Raw genomic sequence first — 14,552 nt, 5'->3', positions numbered from 1 at the left:
GGTCGCCTATGTTGGCCGTGACGAAACTGTGGACGATGCCCGGGGGTGCTGAGGCCCCTCGCAGGCATCATGTGGAGGAGGCGCTGTGAGCAGCGACCCGTGGGGCCGCGTCGACGAGACGGGGACCGTGTACGTGCGTACGGCCGACGGCGAGCAGGTTGTCGGCTCTTGGCAGGCAGGCACTCCTGAAGAGGCGCTGGCCTATTTCGAGCGCAAGTACGAGGGCCTGGTTGTCGAGATCGGCCTCCTCGAGAAGCGAGTGAAGACCACCGACCTGTCCGCGAAGGACGCCCAGGTCGCCATCGACCACATCCGGGAGCAGGTTGACGCGCACCACGTGGTGGGCGACCTGGACGCCCTGCGGGTCCGGCTGGACAAGCTCGTGGAACAGGTGGAGGCGCGCCGCGAGGAGCGCAAGGCGCAGCGGGCCAAGCAGTCCGACGAGGCGCGCAAGTCCAAGGAGGCGCTGGTCGCCGAGGCCGAGGAGCTGTCGCAGTCCGACCAGTGGCGGGCGGCCGGTGAGCGGCTGCGGGCCCTGGTGGACACCTGGAAGGGCCTGCCGCGCCTGGACCGCAAGTCCGACGACGAGCTGTGGCACCGGTTCTCGCACGCGCGGTCGGCGTTCTCCAAGCGCCGCAAGCAGCACTTCGCGCAGCTCGACGCCCAGCGCGAGGAGGCCCGGCGGACCAAGGAACGGCTGGTCTCCGAGGCCGAGGCGCTGTCGAACTCGACGGACTGGGGCGTGACGGCGGCCCGCTACCGCGAGCTGATGGCGGAGTGGAAGGCCGCGGGCCGTGCGCAGCGCGAGCACGAGGACGATCTGTGGAACCGCTTCCGCGGCGCCCAGGACGTGTTCTTCGCGGCCCGCAGCTCGGTCTTCGCCGAGCGGGACGCCGAGCAGGCGGAGAACCTGAAGCTCAAGGAGGAGCTGGCCGAGGAGGCCGAGAAGCTCCTGCCGGTCACGGATCTGAAGGCGGCCCGGGCCGCGTTCCGTTCCGTGAACGAGCGCTGGGAGGCCATCGGCCATGTGCCGCGCGACGCGCGGCCCAAGGTCGAGGGCCGGATGCACGCCGTCGAGCGGGCCCTCCAGGAGTCCGAGGAGGCCGAGTGGCGCCGGACGAACCCGGAGGCACGCGCGCGTGCCGAGGGTCTGACCGGCCAGCTCCAGGCCGCCGTGGACAAGCTGCGGGGCCAGATCGAGCAGGCCCGTGCGCAGGGCAACAACGCCAGGGCCGACAAGCTCGAGCGTGAGCTCGAGGGCCGCCAGGCGCTGCTGGACCAGGCGCAGAAGGGTCTGCAGGAGTTCGGAGGCTGATCAGCACAGCGAAAGGGGGCTCCCGTACATGACCGTACGGGAGCCCCCTTTCGCGTGGTCTCTCTGTGCGACCGCCGGCTACGACCTGCTGCGCGCCGACGTCACCCGGTACACGTCGTAGACGCCCTCCACGCCCCGGACCGCCTTCAGCACATGGCCCAGATGCTTCGGGTCGCCCATCTCGAAGGTGAAGCGGGAGGTGGCGACGCGGTCGCGGGAGGTCTGGACGGCCGCGGAGAGGATGTTGACGTGCTGGTCGGACAGCACACGGGTGACGTCCGAGAGCAGCCGGGAGCGGTCCAGGGCCTCGACCTGGATGGCGACCAGGAAGACCGAGGACTGGGTGGGCGCCCACTCGACCTCGAGGATGCGCTCGGGCTCGCGGGACAGCGACTCCACGTTCACGCAGTCGTTGCGGTGAACCGATACGCCACTTCCGCGGGTGACGAAGCCGATGATGGGGTCTCCGGGGACGGGCGTGCAGCAGCGGGCCAGCTTGACCCACACGTCGTCGACGCCCTTGACGACGACGCCCGGGTCGGCGCTGGAGCGGCGTTTGCGGCTGCGTCCGCGGGCCGGCGGGACCGACTCGTCGATCTCCTCGGTGGCGGCCTCCTCGCCGCCGAGCGCCTGGACGAGCTTCTGCACGATGTTCTGCGCGGAGACATGGCCCTCGCCGATCGCCGCGTACAGGGCGGAGATGTCCGCGTAGCGCATCTCGTGCGCGAGGGTCACCAGGGAGTCGCCGGTCAGGATGCGCTGGATCGGCAGGTTCTGCTTGCGCATCGCGCGGACGATGGCGTCCTTGCCCTGCTCGATCGCCTCGTCGCGGCGCTCCTTGGAGAACCAGGCCCGGATCTTGTTGCGGGCCCGCGGTGACTTGACGAAGCCGAGCCAGTCGCGGGAGGGTCCGGCGCCGGCCGCCTTGGAGGTGAAGACCTCGACCAGGTCGCCGTTGTCGAGGGTGGATTCCAGCGGCACCAGGCGGCCGTTCACGCGGGCGCCGATGGTGCGGTGGCCGACCTCGGTGTGGACCGCGTACGCGAAGTCCACCGGGGTGGCGCTGGCCGGGAGCGCTATGACGTCGCCCTTGGGGGTGAAGACGAAGACCTCGTTGCGGGAGAGGTCGAAGCGCAGGGACTCCAGGAACTCGCCCGGGTCCTCGGTCTCCTTCTGCCAGTCCAGGAGCTGCCGCAGCCACGCCATGTCGTTGAGGTGATCGTCCTTGCTCTTGCCGGACGACTTGGGGGCGTCGGTGCGGACCTTCGAGGCGCCGGCGACGGCCTCCTGCTTGTACTTCCAGTGCGCGGCGATGCCGTACTCGGCGCGGCGGTGCATGTCGAAGGTGCGGATCTGCAGCTCGACGGGCTTGCCGCCGGGGCCGATCACCGTCGTGTGCAGCGACTGGTACATGTTGAACTTGGGCATCGCGATGTAGTCCTTGAACCGGCCGGGGACCGGGTTCCATCGCGCGTGCACCGTGCCGAGGGCCGCGTAGCAGTCGCGGACGGTGTCCACGAGGACGCGGATGCCCACCAGGTCGTAGATCTCCGCGAAGTCACGGCCGCGGACGATCATCTTCTGGTAGACGCTGTAGTAGTGCTTGGGCCGTCCGGTGACGGTCGCCTTGATCCGAGCCGACCGCAGGTCCTGCTGGACCTCGTCGGTGACGATGGCCAGGTACTCGTCACGCTTCGGTGCCCGCTCGGCCACCAGCCGTACGATCTCGTCGTACATCTTGGGGTAGAGGATCGCGAAGGCGAGGTCCTCCAGCTCCCACTTGATGGTGTTCATGCCCAGGCGATGGGCGAGCGGCGCGTAGATCTCCAGGGTCTCGCGCGCCTTCTTCTCCTGCTTCTCGCGCTTGAGGTAGCGCATGGTGCGCATGTTGTGCAGGCGGTCGGCGAGCTTGATGACCAGGACGCGGGGGTCCTTGGCCATGGCGACGACCATCTTGCGCACGGTCTCGGCCTGGGCCGCCTCGCCGAACTTGACCTTGTCCAGCTTGGTGACGCCGTCGACGAGCAGGGTGACGACGTCGCCGAAGTCACGGCGCAGGTCGTCCAGGCCGTACTCGGTGTCCTCGACCGTGTCGTGCAGCAGGCCGGCCATCAGCGTGGCCGGATCCATGCCCAGCTCGGCGAGGATGGTCGTCACGGCGAGGGGGTGCGTGATGTACGGGTCGCCGCTCTTGCGCTTCTGGCCGCGGTGCCAGCGCTCGGCGACCTGGTAGGCCTTCTCGATCTGGCGGAGCGTCGCCGTCTCGATCTTCGGGTCGTTGCCGCGCACTATGCGCAGCAACGGCTCCAGCACCGGGTTGTACGGGTTGGCGCGCTGGACGCCGAGCCGGGCGAGGCGGGCCCGGACCCGGTTGGAGGAGCCGGTGCGGGCGGGCTGGCCGCCTGCCTGGCGCACCGCGGGCGGAGCGGGCTTGGGGCGCGACTGCTCGGCCGGCTTGTCGACGGCCGCCGACTGGACGTGCTCGACCGGCCCGCGGGTGTCGTTCTTCGCGTGCGGCGCGTTCGGCGCGGGCTTGGCCGCTGCCGAGGCGGACTCGGGCTTGGCGGCGGTCAGGTGCTGGGCCTCGTCTGACAAAGAGGGCTCCTCGTGCGCTTTCCGGGTCCCCCGGTCAGGCTCCGGAGACCCCATGGTAGCCATCCTGTGCCCCAGGATCGCCTTCAGGCCAATGTGAGGACCGTCTACCCCGGGAACGCCGAAGGCGGGCACCGGATTCCTCCGGGCCCGCCTCCGCGGTGTCGTGCCGGTGTCCACCGGGCAGCGGTGGGCTGCTCAGACCGTGAGCAGCGCCTCCAGCGGGGCCCCGCTCAGCGCCGGCTCCAGACGGGTCCGGCCGCCGAGGAAGCCGAGCTCCATGAGGACGGCGAGACCGGCGACCTCCGCTCCGGCCCGGCGGATGAGCTGGACCGAGGCCTCGGCGGTGCCGCCGGTGGCCAGGACGTCGTCGACGATCAGGACGCGGTCGCCGGTGACCAGGTCCTCGGCGTGCACCTCGATCTCGGCCGATCCGTACTCCAGGTCGTAGGCCTGGCCGAGGGTGGCTCCGGGGAGCTTGCCCGCCTTGCGTACGGGGATGAAGCCGAGGCCGGCGCGGACGGCGACCGGGGCGCCGAGGATGAAGCCACGGGCCTCGAGACCGACGATCTTGGTGGCGCCGGCATTCTCGGCGATCTCGGCGAGCGCGTCGGTGAGCGCGGTGAACGCCGCCGGGTCCGCCAGGAGCGGGGTGATGTCCTTGAACATCACGCCCGGCTCCGGGTAGTCGGCCACGTCCCTGATACGGCTGAGCAGCAGTTCCTTGATGTCGGTCATCGGCGCTTCCCCGAGGGGCGGCCCCGGCCGCGGTTGCGGGACGCCGGCTGGTTGCGCGGGCCCACGACGGCCGGAGCGACGTCCTCGGGCTCGTCGGCGTAGACCTCCTCGTCGGTCTCCGTCTCAGGCGTCTCGCCCTTGGCGGCACGCTTGGCCAGGACGCGCTTCTTCAGGGCCTTCATCTGCGGCTCGCGCTCCTTGAGGTCGGCGACGAGCGGCGTGGCGATGAAGATCGAGGAGTACGCACCGGCGGCGAGGCCGACGAACAGCGACAGCGAGATGTCGTTGAGCATGCCGGCGCCGAGGACACCGCCACCGATGAACAGCAGGCCCGCGACCGGCAGCAGCGCGACCACCGTGGTGTTGATCGAGCGGACCAGGGTGCTGTTGATCGAGCGGTTGGCGACGTCGCTGTAGGTCCAGCGGGTCTGTTTGGTGATGTCCTTGGTCTGTTCCTTGAGGCTGTCGAAGACCACGACCGTGTCGTACAGCGAATAACCGAGGATCGTGAGCAGACCGATCACCGTGCCGGGCGTGACCTCGAAGCCGACGAGGGCGTAGATGCCGACGGTGATGGTGATGTCGTGGATCAGGGCGACGAAGGCGGCGATGGCCATGCGCCACTCGAAGGCGATCGCCAGATAGATCACGACGAGGATCAGGAAGATGCCGAGGCCCTGCCAGGCCTTGTTCGCGATCTGCTCACCCCAGCTGGGGCCGACCAGTTCGGCGTTGATCTGCTCGCCGTCGACCTTGAGGTCCTCGGCGAGACTGTTCTTGATCTTGTCGGCTTCGCCGGTGTCGATTCCGGAAACCTGGATGCGCAGGCTGCCGTCGCCGAGCTCCTGGACGATGGCGTCGTGGCCGGAGCCCTGCTCCGCGTACTCCTCGGCCTGGGACACCGAGGCGCTGGTGTTCTTCGGGGTGGTGAAGACGGCGCCGCCCTGGAACTCGATGCCCATGTTCAGGCCGCGCACCGCCAGGCCCACGATGGCCAGGATGGTGATGAGGATCGAGACGCCGTACCAGATCTTGCGGTTCTTGACGAAGTCGTAGCCGACCTCGCCGCGGTGGAGTCGGGCGCCGAGGTTGCCGAGTTTCGACATCTCAGGCCTCCTTCGGGTCGGCAGGGGCGGCGGGACGCCGGGTACGGCGCAGCGGCGGCTGGGCGCCCAGGCTCTTCGGGTCGAGGCCGGACCACTTGTGGCCGTTCGCGAAGAACGGGCGCCGGGCCATCAGCGTCAGCAGCGGCTTGGTGAAGAGGAACACGACGACCACATCGAGCAGGGTGGTCAAACCGAGCGTGAACGCGAAGCCCCGGACCTTGCCGACGGTGACGATGAAGAGCACGGCGGCGGCGAGGAACGACACGAAGTCGGAGACCAGGATGGTGCGCCGGGCGCGCGGCCAGGCCCGCTCGACGGCGGGGCGCAGGGAGCGGCCCTCCCGGATCTCATCGCGGACGCGTTCGAAGTACACGATGAACGAGTCCGCTGTGATGCCGATGGCGACGATGGCACCGCACACGGCCGGCAGGTTCAGCGCGAAGCCGATGGCCGGGCCGAGCAGGGCCATGATCGTGTAGGTCAGGGCGGCCGAGACCAGCAGCGAGAGGATCGCGATGAACGACAGGCCGCGGTAGTAGGCCAGCAGGTAGATGACGACCAGCGCCAGGCCGATCGCACCGGCGATGAGTCCGGCCTTCAGCTGGTCACCGCCGAGCGCGGCGGTGACGGTCGAGACGCTGTCCTCCTTGAAGGTCAGCGGCAGCGCGCCGTAGCTCAGCATGTTGGAGAGGTCCTCGGCGGACTGCTGGTTGAAGTTGCCGGAGATCTCCGCGTTGCCGCCGGTCAGGGCCTGGCGGACGTACGGGTCGGAGACGACGTCGCCGTCCAGGACGATCGCGAACTGGTTCTGCGGGGACTGGTTCTGCGCCAGCTTGCCGGTGATGTCGGCGAACTTCTTGGCACCCGCGTCCGTGAAGTCCATCGTGACCGTCCAGCCGGCACCGGTCTGGGTGTTCAGGACGGCCTGGGCCTTGTCGACGTCGGTGCCGTCGACCGCGGCGGGGCCGAGGATGTACTTCTGCCACTGGCCCTGCGCGTTCTGGCCGCAGGCCAGCGTCATCTCGGAGGCCTTGACACCGTCGCCCACGGTGGAGCGGGTCTTCCTGTCGGTGCAGTCGAGCTTGGCGTACTTCGCCTGCAGTGCTGCGGCGTCGGCCTCACCGGCGCCACCGCTCGCCGACGGGGAGGGGCTGGCCTTGGCCTTGTCGTCCGAGGCGCTCGCCGACGGTGTGGCGTCGGCCTTCAGCGCGTCGGTGACCGCGCGGCCCTGCGTGGTGGGCGTGGCCGACGGGGAGGCGGAGTTCTTGTCGGTGGCCTCGGGCTTGTCGCTGGCCTTGCCGGACGGCTTGTCCGTGGGGCTTCCGGTGCCGCTGGGCGAAGGGCTGGCCGTCTTGCCGCCGCCGGAGACCTCGGTCGTGAGGACCGGGCGGAAGTAGAGCTTGGCGGTGGTGCCGACCTGCTTGCGGGCCTGCTCGGAGTTCGTGCCCTTGGGGATGTTGACGATGATGTTCTTGTTGCCCTGGGTCTGCACCTCGGCCTCGGAGACACCCAGACCATTGACCCGGCGCTCCATGATGGAGACGGCGGTGTCCATGTTGGTCTTGTTGATCGCCGCCTCGTTGCCGGCCTCTGGAACCGCCTGGAGCGTGATGCTCGTACCGCCGGCCAGGTCGATGCCGAGACGCGGTTTCGTGTGCCCCGAGGCGAACATCCCACCGGTGAGCGCCACGAGGGCGATCAGGATCAGGACCAGCGAGCGCCCCGGCTTGCCATGGGCGCTCGCGCTCCGGCCCTTTTTAGGTGTGGCCACCTTCTCGTACTCCCTCTCGGGCCACCTCGCTCCGGATCGGCGGACGGGCGGCCATGACATGGTGTCGGGACTCCGTGCGAGCTGGGCGTGTCCCGGGGAGCGCGGGCAGGGCCCGCGCACCCCGGGAAACGACTACTTCGCCTCGGAGCCGCCGTCGGTCTTCTTCGGCTCTGCGTCCGTCTTGGCCTCCGCGTCCGTCTTCGCCTCGGAGGCCGGGGCGTCGTCGCCGGCCGGCTCGTCGGCCGTGTCCTTCTTGCCGAGGTCGACGGCCTTGTCGTCAGCGCCGGTGTCGGCGGCGGAGTCGTCGGTCTCGGTGAGGGAGGAGGCGTCGTCCGGGACGATGTCGGCGTCGGACTTCAGGTCGTGCTCGACGCCGTGGACGATGCGGTTGTACTCGTCGTCGGTGAGGACGGCACCGATGGCGTTCTTGGCGAACAGGAGCTCGACACCCGGACCGGCGTCGACGAGGACGGTGTCCTCGTGCACCTCCTTGACCGTGGCGTACACGCCCCCGATGGTGCGGACACCGCTGCCGGGCTGCATTTGGTTCCGCATGTCCACGGCCTGCTGCTGCTTCTTCTTGGCCGACCGGGTCATGAGGAACATGGCCCCGATGAGCACAATGAACGGGAGGAGGGTCAGGAGACTCACGGGTCGGTACTTCCTTCACACGACCGCGCTGTGAGCGGCCAGATGGTTGGGGGTATGTACGCCGCCGACAAAGGCGGCATCGGCGGAGTCTAAGCGAGTCCGCGCGCATGGAACAACGCTCAGCATGGCACCGGGGTTCCTGCCGCGGCCACTGGCCTCGCCGTCCCGGAACGGTGACGGCTCCGTCACGCCCCGAACAGGTCCTGTTGTCCGCTTCCGCCGGTTTGGGAGCGGGGCGGGGTGAGGCCGAGATGCGCCCAGGCGGCGGGGGTGGCGACCCTGCCGCGCGGGGTGCGGGCCAGCAGGCCCTCCCTTACCAGGAAGGGCTCGGCGACCTCTTCCACCGTCTCACGCTCCTCCCCCACCGCGACAGCGAGCGTGGACAGTCCGACGGGGCCGCCGCCGAACAGCTTGAGCAGGGCTTCCAGGACTCCGCGGTCGAGGCGGTCGAGGCCGCGCTCGTCCACCTCGTAGACGGCGAGGGCGGCTGCCGCGATGTCCTTGGTGATCAGTCCGTCGGCCTTGACCTGGGCGTAGTCCCGGACGCGGCGCAGCAGGCGGTTGGCGATGCGGGGGGTGCCGCGGGAGCGGCCGGCGATCTCGGCGGCGCCCTCCGGCTCGACCTCGACGTCCAGGAGGCTCGCCGAGCGGTGGATGACCCGCTCCAGTTCGGCCGGTTCGTAGAACTCCATGTGGGCGGTGAAGCCGAAGCGGTCGCGCAGCGGGGGTGGCAGCAGGCCCGCGCGGGTGGTGGCGCCGACCAGGGTGAAGGGGGGCAGCTCCAGGGGGATGGCGGTGGCTCCCGGGCCCTTGCCGACGATGACGTCGACTCGGAAGTCCTCCATCGCCATGTACAGCATCTCCTCGGCGGGGCGGGACATGCGGTGGATCTCGTCGAGGAAGAGGACCTCGCCCTCCTGGAGGGAGGAGAGGATCGCCGCGAGGTCGCCGGCGTGCTGGATGGCGGGGCCCGAGGTGATGCGGATGGGGGCTTCCATCTCGGCCGCGATGATCATCGACAGGGTGGTCTTGCCGAGGCCGGGGGCGCCGGAGAGCAGCACATGGTCGGCGGTGGCGCCACGCGCGCGGGCGGCGCGCAGGACGAGGTCGAGCTGTTCTCGGACCTTCTCCTGGCCGATGAACTCGCCCAGGTCCTTCGGGCGCAGCGCGGCCTCGACGGCCTGGTCCTCACGGTCGGCGGACGCGCCGACGAGCCGGTCGGCGGCGGTGCCGGTCGTGTCGGTCGTGTCGTCCCAGTTCATGGTGTGCCTCGGTGTGTGGGGTTCAGCGGGCGCGGTTCAGGGTCTGGAGGGCGGCCTTCAGCAGCTGGCCGACCTGCGGAGCGCCCTCGGCGGCCTCGGCCTGCGGAGCGACGGCGGTCACGGCCTCGTCGGCCTCCCGGGTCGCGTAGCCGAGGCCGATCAGGGCCGCGTGCAGCTGGTCACGCCAGCCGGTGCTGACGGGCATGCCCACGGCCGGGGCGCCGAGCGGCTCGCCTAGCCGGTCCTTCAGCTCAAGGAGCAGCTTCTGGGCGCCCTTCTTGCCGATGCCGGGGACGGCGGTGAGCGTCTTCTCGTCGGCGGTGGCGACCGCCCGGCGCAGGGCGTCCGGGGTGTGCACGGCCAGCATCGCCTGGGCGAGTCTCGGTCCCACGCCGCTCGCCGTCTGCAGGAGCTCGAAGGTCTGCCGTTCGTCGTCGTCCGCGAAGCCGTAGAGGGTGAGGGAGTCCTCCCGTACGACGAGGGAGGTGTGCAGTTTGGCCGCCTGGCCGATGCGGAGCGTGGACAGCGTGTTCGGCGTGCACTGCACGGCCATGCCGACGCCGCCGACCTCGACGACCGCGGCGTCGGGGGCGAGCGCGGCGACCGTGCCACTGACGAAGGCGATCATGTCGTACGGCCTTTCGATGCTTTGGCTGTGTGCAGGGCGACGGCCTGCTGGAGTCGGTTCTGCGCGGGGGCGCGCCAGATGTGGCAGATGGCGAGGGCGAGGGCGTCGGCCGCGTCGGCCGGTTTGGGCGGCGCGCTGAGCCGGAGCAGGCGGGTCACCATGGCGCCCACCTGGGCCTTGTCGGCGCGGCCGCTGCCGGTGACGGCGGCCTTGACCTCGCTCGGGGTGTGCAGCGCCACGGGGATCCCGCGTCGCGAGGCGCACAGGATGGCGACGGCGCTGGCCTGGGCGGTGCCCATCACCGTACTGACGTTGTGCTGGCTGAAGACACGCTCCACGGCGACGAATTCCGGCCGGTGTTCGTCCAGCCACTGTTCGATGCCCTGTTCGACGGCGACGAGGCGGTGGCCGAGGTCGGCGTCCGCCGGTGTCCGGACGACGCCGACGCCGATCATCGTGAGCGGCCGTCCGGCGACGCCCTCGACGACGCCGACACCGCACCGGGTCAGTCCCGGGTCCACCCCCAGCACGCGCACGCGCGCCCTCCCCTCTTTGCGGCTGAACCGCCGCCGCTCTCGCGGACCTGGCTGAGCACCGTCGGGGTTCCTCAATTGATGGTTACGGTCCGTGGACGGTGATCTTTGACTGCCGCCAGGCTATCCGCTGGCACTGACAACAGCGGCGGGCCGGTGGGACGTGTCCCACCGGCCCGCCGAGACTCGCGGCCCGCGGCAGCGTTACGCGTCGACCTTCTCCATGATCTCGTCGCTGACGTCGAAGTTGGCGAAGACGTTCTGCACGTCGTCGCTGTCCTCGAGCGCGTCGATCAGCTTGAAGATCTTCTTGGCGCCTTCCTCGTCCAGCTCGACCTGGACGGACGGCACGAAGCTGGAGTCGGCGGAGTCGTAGTCGATGCCGGCTTCCTGGAGGGCGGTGCGGACCGCGACCAGGTCGGTGGCCTCGCTGATGACCTCGAAGGACTCGCCGAGGTCGTTGACCTCTTCGGCGCCCGCGTCCAGGACGGCGCCGAGGACGTCGTCCTCGCCCAGCTCGCCCTTGGGGACGATGACGACGCCCTTGCGGCTGAACATGTACGACACCGATCCCGGGTCCGCCATGGAGCCGCCGTTGCGGGTCATGGCGACGCGGACGTCGGAGGCCGCGCGGTTGCGGTTGTCGGTGAGGCACTCGATGAGCACCGCGACGCCGTTCGGTCCGTAGCCCTCGTACATGATCGTCTCGTAGTCGGCGCCACCCGCCTCGAGACCGCCACCGCGCTTGATCGCGGAGTCGATGTTCTTGTTCGGAACCGACTGCTTCTTGGCCTTCTGGACGGCGTCGTAGAGCGTCGGGTTTCCTTCGAGGTCGACGCCGCCCATGCGCGCCGCGACCTCGATGTTCTTGATCAGCTTCGCGAAGAGCTTGCCGCGCTTGGCGTCGATCACGGCCTTCTTGTGCTTAGTCGTGGCCCATTTAGAGTGGCCGGACATCTGCCTGTCTCCTTCGCGTAACCCATCTCAGCAACGAACGCAGGAATCCTACAAGGACTCGGCTGTACGGTTCGCGCGCACCATGTCCACGAACAGGCCGTGCACACGGTGGTCGCCGGTCAGTTCCGGGTGGAACGACGTGGCCAGAGCGGTGCCCTGACGCACCGCGACGATATGGCCGTCGTGCTCGGCGAGCACCTCGGCCTCGGCACCGACGGACTCGACCCACGGGGCGCGGATGAAGACGCCCTCCACGGGCGCACCCTCGACGCCCTGGACGTCGACGGACGCCTCGAAGGACTCGTTCTGCCGGCCGAAGGCGTTGCGGCGGACGATCATGTCGATGCCGCCGATGGTCTCCTGGCCCGAACGCGGGTCGAGGATCTTGTCGGCGAGCATGATCATGCCGGCGCAGGTGCCGTAGACGGGCAGACCGTCCCGCACGCGCGCGCGGAGCGGTTCCATCAGGCCGAACAGGACGGCCAGCTTGGAGATGGTGGTGGACTCGCCGCCGGGGATGACGAGGCCGTCCACCTCGGCGAGCTCTTCGGGGCGCCGCACCGGCCTGGCCACGGCATCGGCCGCGGCCAGGGCGACGAGGTGCTCCCGTACGTCGCCCTGGAGGGCCAGGACGCCTATGACGGGGGTGTCGCTCATGGGTTCCTGTGCCTTACCAGCCGCGGTTGGCGTAGCGCTCGGTCTCGGGGAGGGTGTCGCAGTTGATGCCGACCATGGCCTCGCCGAGGTTGCGGGAGGCGTCAGCGACGATCTTCGGGTCGTCGTAGAAGGTGGTGGCCTTCACGATGGCGGCGGCGCGCTTGGCCGGGTCGCCGGACTTGAAGATGCCGGAGCCGACGAAGACGCCCTCGGCGCCGAGCTGGCGCATCAGGGCCGCGTCGGCCGGGGTGGCGACGCCGCCGGCGGAGAACAGCACGACCGGGAGCTTGCCCAGTTCGGAGACCTCCTTGACCAGCTCGTACGGGGCGCGCAGGTCCTTGGCGGCGGCGTACAGCTCGTTGTTGTCGTAGCCGCGCAGGCGGGCGATCTCGTTCTTGATCTGGCGCAGGTGGCGGACGGCCTCGACGACGTTGCCGGTGCCGGCCTCGCCCTTGGAGCGGATCATCGCGGCGCCTTCGGCGATGCGGCGCAGGGCCTCGCCCAGGTTGGTGGCGCCACAGACGAAGGGGGTGGTGAAGGCGAACTTGTCGCTGTGGTTGACCTCGTCGGCCGGGGTGAGGACCTCGGACTCGTCGATGTAGTCGACGCCGAGGGACTGCAGCACCTGGGCCTCGACGAAGTGGCCGATGCGGGACTTGGCCATGACCGGGATGGAGACGGCCTCGATGATGCCCTCGATCATGTCCGGGTCGGACATGCGGGCCACACCGCCGTCCTTGCGGATGTCGGCCGGGACCCGCTCCAGGGCCATGACGGCGACGGCGCCCGCGTCCTCGGCGATCTTCGCCTGCTCCGGCGTGACGACGTCCATGATGACGCCGCCCTTGAGCTGCTCGGCCATGCCGCGCTTCACACGGGCGGTGCCGGTCTCGGGAGCCTGGTTTTCGGAGATGGACACGGGTGACCTCGCTGCTGGGAAAGAGGGGTTTTGTGCAGCACCGAGGAAACGTGAGGGGACCAGGCCACAGCAAGGGCCAATGAGAAGCCGGTGGATCGTTTTGGCTCCGGGGCGGCGGGATGTCCCGTTGTCAGGAGCCCGAGCGGTCCGCCAGCACGGCCGGTGGTTCGTCGTCCATCTCGAAGGCCATCGGGAACGGCGCGTGGCCGGCCAGCCGGAACCAGCGGACCTTGCGGTGGCGGCGCAGGGCGCGAGCGGCGCGTACGGCGTCGTTGTGGAAGCGCCGGGCCATGGGGACGCGTCGTACCGCCTGTACGAGCTCGGTGGCGGCCTCCTCTCCCCCGGGCGCCTCCCGCACCGCCTCCAGTTGCTGTGCCTCCGCGAAGACGGCCCGCAACGCCTGGCTCAGTTCGCTCTCGGCGACCTCCCGCTGTTCCTCCTCCGCCTGGCGGGCGGCGTGCGCGGCCTCGTAGAGCACGATCGAGGCGGCCGGATCGAGGACACCCGACGTGGCCAGTTCCTGCGCCACCGAGGCGCGGCGCAGCAACTGCGCGTCCAGGGCGGCCCGGGCGGCGTCGATCCGGGCGTGGAGACGGTCGAGCCGGCCGGCGGTCCAGCTCAGGTACAGCCCGATCGCGACCAGGGCGACGGCGATCCAGATGAGAGTGGTGGTCACGGGCGGCAAGGCTAGCGGCCCGAGGGGCCTGCCGGTTCACCCCGCCCTGCCCGGCACCCTGATCACCGCCCCAACTCGAGGGCGGTCAGCGACTCCGGTCGGTCGACACCGGCGGGATGGACATGAGCGTCTTGAAGTGGCCCTTGGGATGGCCCTCGCCGATGAGTTGCCGCTCGGCCTCGACCCAGGCATGGGCGGCGAACGGGTGGGTGCGGACTCCGGTGCACCAGGTGGGCCACACGCCGCGCGCCCGGCAGAGCAGGGCGGTGGCGATGGAGCGTTGCAGGCATCCCTGCCCGGCACAGCGCAGGCTGACCGACACGACCTCTTCGCGCGCCCGCAGGGCCTGGGCGGCCGTCGCGGGTGCCGCGCCACGGCGGGCGAATTCCAGAACGGTGCGCAGTCGGGAGGGTTTGGCCCGGGCCAGCAGACGGGCCACGCCCACGATCAGCAGGGGAAGCACGCGGCGGTGCGGGGGCAGCCGGCGTCGTCCGGCCAGCGCGACGGACATGCTCAAGAGATCACCAGTTTCGAGCCGAGCAGTCGCTCGATCACGGCGGTGACGTCGCGTTCGGCCTGCTGTGGTTCGATGCCGTACCGGTCCGCGAGGTCGGCGGCGATGGCGGCGGGTTCGCGCCCGTCGAGCAGCCGGTGGAGCACATGGGCACCCGTGTTGTTCAACTGCCAGTACCGGCCGGTGCGTTCGTTGAGCAGGACCGTGCCGTCGTCGGTGTCGGTGGTGCTCAC

Annotated in this window: 15 protein-coding genes; 1 reads left to right on the top strand and 14 read right to left on the bottom strand. The window is 70.0% G+C overall.

Annotated features, from left to right (window positions below; translation table 11 throughout):
* Positions 1-85 precede the first annotated feature (85 nt).
* Positions 86-1,315 (top strand): DUF349 domain-containing protein, encoded by a 1,230-nt coding sequence (locus NNW99_RS31930; RefSeq protein ID WP_215122618.1) that lies wholly within the window; start codon positions 86-88, stop codon positions 1,313-1,315.
* Between the two features lie 78 nt (positions 1,316-1,393).
* On the opposite strand, the gene relA is transcribed toward NNW99_RS31930, so the two are convergent.
* The 14 genes from relA to NNW99_RS31860 form a co-directional block, all read right to left on the bottom strand.
* Positions 1,394-3,910 (bottom strand): GTP pyrophosphokinase, encoded by a 2,517-nt coding sequence (gene relA / locus NNW99_RS31925; protein WP_215122617.1) that lies wholly within the window; start codon positions 3,908-3,910, stop codon positions 1,394-1,396.
* Positions 3,911-4,105: 195 nt separating this feature from the next.
* On the bottom strand, positions 4,106-4,645 hold the full coding sequence (locus tag NNW99_RS31920; protein WP_215122616.1) for an adenine phosphoribosyltransferase: 540 nt from the start codon (positions 4,643-4,645) through the stop codon (positions 4,106-4,108).
* A complete protein-coding gene (gene secF / locus NNW99_RS31915; protein ID WP_215122615.1) occupies positions 4,642-5,751 on the bottom strand; it encodes a protein translocase subunit SecF in 1,110 nt (369 codons plus the stop codon). Before secF ends, NNW99_RS31920 begins: the two co-directional genes overlap by 4 nt.
* A gap of 1 nt (position 5,752) precedes the next feature.
* Complete coding sequence (gene secD, locus NNW99_RS31910; protein WP_215122614.1) at positions 5,753-7,522, bottom strand: protein translocase subunit SecD; 1,770 nt, start codon at positions 7,520-7,522, stop codon at positions 5,753-5,755.
* 132 nt (positions 7,523-7,654) lie between these two features.
* Positions 7,655-8,173, bottom strand: a complete 519-nt coding sequence (yajC, locus tag NNW99_RS31905; protein WP_215122613.1) for a preprotein translocase subunit YajC — start codon at positions 8,171-8,173, stop codon at positions 7,655-7,657.
* 185 nt (positions 8,174-8,358) lie between these two features.
* Complete coding sequence (gene ruvB / locus NNW99_RS31900) at positions 8,359-9,435, bottom strand: Holliday junction branch migration DNA helicase RuvB (RefSeq protein WP_215122612.1); 1,077 nt, start codon at positions 9,433-9,435, stop codon at positions 8,359-8,361.
* A 22-nt stretch (positions 9,436-9,457) separates the two neighbouring features.
* Positions 9,458-10,063 (bottom strand): Holliday junction branch migration protein RuvA, encoded by a 606-nt coding sequence (ruvA, locus tag NNW99_RS31895; RefSeq protein ID WP_215122611.1) that lies wholly within the window; start codon positions 10,061-10,063, stop codon positions 9,458-9,460.
* Positions 10,060-10,599 (bottom strand): crossover junction endodeoxyribonuclease RuvC, encoded by a 540-nt coding sequence (gene ruvC, locus NNW99_RS31890; protein WP_215122610.1) that lies wholly within the window; start codon positions 10,597-10,599, stop codon positions 10,060-10,062. Before ruvC ends, ruvA begins: the two co-directional genes overlap by 4 nt.
* 201 nt (positions 10,600-10,800) lie before the next feature.
* The gene (locus NNW99_RS31885) at positions 10,801-11,553 is read right to left on the bottom strand and encodes a YebC/PmpR family DNA-binding transcriptional regulator (protein WP_215122609.1); all 753 of its coding nucleotides are present in this window, start codon (positions 11,551-11,553) and stop codon (positions 10,801-10,803) included.
* Positions 11,554-11,601: 48 nt separating this feature from the next.
* Positions 11,602-12,210, bottom strand: coding sequence for a pyridoxal 5'-phosphate synthase glutaminase subunit PdxT (gene pdxT, locus NNW99_RS31880; protein WP_215122608.1), 609 nt, complete (start codon positions 12,208-12,210; stop codon positions 11,602-11,604).
* Positions 12,211-12,223: 13 nt separating this feature from the next.
* Positions 12,224-13,129 carry a pyridoxal 5'-phosphate synthase lyase subunit PdxS gene (gene pdxS / locus NNW99_RS31875; protein ID WP_215122607.1) on the bottom strand — a complete coding sequence of 302 codons (906 nt, stop codon included), beginning with the start codon at positions 13,127-13,129 and terminating at the stop codon, positions 12,224-12,226.
* Positions 13,130-13,259: 130 nt separating this feature from the next.
* Positions 13,260-13,805: a hypothetical protein gene (locus tag NNW99_RS31870; RefSeq protein WP_189726466.1), complete on the bottom strand. Its 546-nt coding sequence runs from the start codon at positions 13,803-13,805 to the stop codon at positions 13,260-13,262.
* Positions 13,806-13,890: 85 nt separating this feature from the next.
* Entirely contained in the window at positions 13,891-14,322 is a 432-nt protein-coding gene (locus tag NNW99_RS31865; protein WP_370869172.1) for a lasso peptide biosynthesis B2 protein, read from the bottom strand.
* The gene (locus NNW99_RS31860) at positions 14,319-14,552 is read right to left on the bottom strand and encodes a lasso peptide biosynthesis PqqD family chaperone (protein ID WP_251057987.1); all 234 of its coding nucleotides are present in this window, start codon (positions 14,550-14,552) and stop codon (positions 14,319-14,321) included. Before NNW99_RS31860 ends, NNW99_RS31865 begins: the two co-directional genes overlap by 4 nt.

Origin of the sequence: Streptomyces sp. CRCS-T-1 (assembly GCF_024442335.1) — a bacterium.
GTDB classification, from domain to species: domain Bacteria; phylum Actinomycetota; class Actinomycetes; order Streptomycetales; family Streptomycetaceae; genus Streptomyces; species Streptomyces koelreuteriae.
This window is presented reverse-complemented; position numbering and strand designations above follow the sequence as displayed.

Coding starts and splice junctions, on each gene's coding strand:
- NNW99_RS31885 (WP_215122609.1), bottom strand. CDS start 11,553: ATGTCCGGCCACTCTAAATGGGCCACGACTAAGCACAAGAAGGCCGTG.
- NNW99_RS31920 (WP_215122616.1), bottom strand. CDS start 4,645: ATGACCGACATCAAGGAACTGCTGCTCAGCCGTATCAGGGACGTGGCC.
- ruvB (WP_215122612.1), bottom strand. CDS start 9,435: ATGAACTGGGACGACACGACCGACACGACCGGCACCGCCGCCGACCGG.
- pdxT (WP_215122608.1), bottom strand. CDS start 12,210: ATGAGCGACACCCCCGTCATAGGCGTCCTGGCCCTCCAGGGCGACGTA.
- secF (WP_215122615.1), bottom strand. CDS start 5,751: ATGTCGAAACTCGGCAACCTCGGCGCCCGACTCCACCGCGGCGAGGTC.
- ruvA (WP_215122611.1), bottom strand. CDS start 10,063: ATGATCGCCTTCGTCAGTGGCACGGTCGCCGCGCTCGCCCCCGACGCC.